Origin of the sequence: Streptomyces sp. NPDC101166 (assembly GCF_044768125.1) — a bacterium.
Classification (GTDB): domain Bacteria; phylum Actinomycetota; class Actinomycetes; order Streptomycetales; family Streptomycetaceae; genus Streptomyces.
The window spans coordinates 1-1341 of sequence record NZ_JBIWPF010000142.1 but is presented as its reverse complement, the minus strand read 5'-3'; the positions used below and the strand labels follow the sequence as shown (position 1 = coordinate 1341).

At 73.2% G+C, this 1341-nt stretch carries 2 protein-coding genes; one reads left to right on the top strand and one right to left on the bottom strand.

Annotated elements, in window-relative coordinates:
- On the bottom strand, nt 1-1012 hold a 1012-nt coding region (locus tag ACIRS4_RS37130), incomplete at its 3' end, for a BTAD domain-containing putative transcriptional regulator (RefSeq protein ID WP_404204522.1).
- A 102-nt stretch (nt 1013-1114) separates the two neighbouring features.
- Between ACIRS4_RS37130 and ACIRS4_RS37125 the strand changes: the two genes are divergently transcribed.
- The coding region (locus ACIRS4_RS37125) for a hemerythrin domain-containing protein (protein ID WP_404204520.1) at nt 1115-1341 on the top strand (227 nt) is incomplete at its 3' end.

Below are 1341 nucleotides of genomic sequence, written 5' to 3'. Positions count from 1 at the left end.
CCGAGGGCGCGGCCTCGTCCTCGGGGCAATGACCCAGCACCACGCGATAACCCGCGGCCCGCAAGTCGTCGCGCAGTCGGCGCAGCAGCGAGGACTTGCCACTGCCCGCCTCACCCACCACGGTCGCCGTCCGCGGCCCGGGAGCGGCGGCCGCCGTATGCAGGGACGCGAGTTCGGTTGCACGCCCGAGGAACTCGGGGACCGCCGGACCCGGAACCGGATCGCGCGGCGGCGCGGGGACGGCGATCACCTGCTCCTGCACCGGGATTCGCTGGGCCAGGATGTCGGCTTCGAGCCGGGCCAGGGCCGGTCCCGGATCGATGCCCAACTCCTCGGCGAGCACCTCGCGCGCCTGCCGCAGCGCCGCGAGCGCGTCGGCTTGACGGCCCGCGCGATACCGGGCCAGCGCGGTGAGCCGCCACGCCTCCTCCCGCAACGGATGCTCCCGGCACAGCACCTCGGCCTCGGCCGCCGCCAACGCCGGCTCGTCCTGTTCGAGCAGCGCCACCGCGAGCTGTTCGCGCGCGCTGAGTCGCAGCTCCTCGAGTCGCACAGCCTCCGCGTTCGCCCAGGACTCCTGCGCGAACGCCCCGTACGCCGGACCCTGCCACGCGGCCAGCGCCCGCTCGAGCGCGCGCCGCCGTTCGCGCGGATCGTCCAGTCGCGCAGCCGCGTCCAGGTCGGCACCGAACGCCCACGCGTCCACCTCGGTGGTGTCGAGTCGCAGCGCGTATCCGGGCGCACGGCTGATCAGCACAGTCGCCGGTGTCCGTGGCGCGCGATCCGGTTCCAGCAGCCGCCGCAGATTGGAGACGTAAGCCTGGAGCGAGCCCAGCGCCCGGGGCGGCGGCTCGCCGCGCCACAGGTCATCGATCAACCGATCGACCGGCACCACATCGCCCCCGGCGACCAGCAGTCGCGCCAGCACCCCCCGTTGCCGCGGCCCGCCGAGATCGAGTTCCCCGCGCTCGCCGGTCGCGGTCAGTGCGCCGAGTACCCGAATCCGAACCATGATCGCGTAAGTCTAGGACGGCCGCCCCCAAGTCCGCCTCGAGTCGATTCCAAGCGCGCCGAAGCACTCTCGTCGCAATCACCGACTTCGACAGGAGCAGCCATGAGCACCGACATCGCGCAGGCCCGGCCCGACACGTACGACATGGTCGTCGTGCACAACGCCTTTCGCCGCCACTTCCGCGCCCTGCCCGCCCTGGCGGCGGCGGTCGCCCCGGGCGATGTCGAGCGCGCCCGCGTCCTCGCCGACTTCCTCGCCGAGCTGGGCACCGGGCTGCACAGCCATCACACCGGCGAGGACGAACTGATGTGGCCGCTGCTGCTCGAACG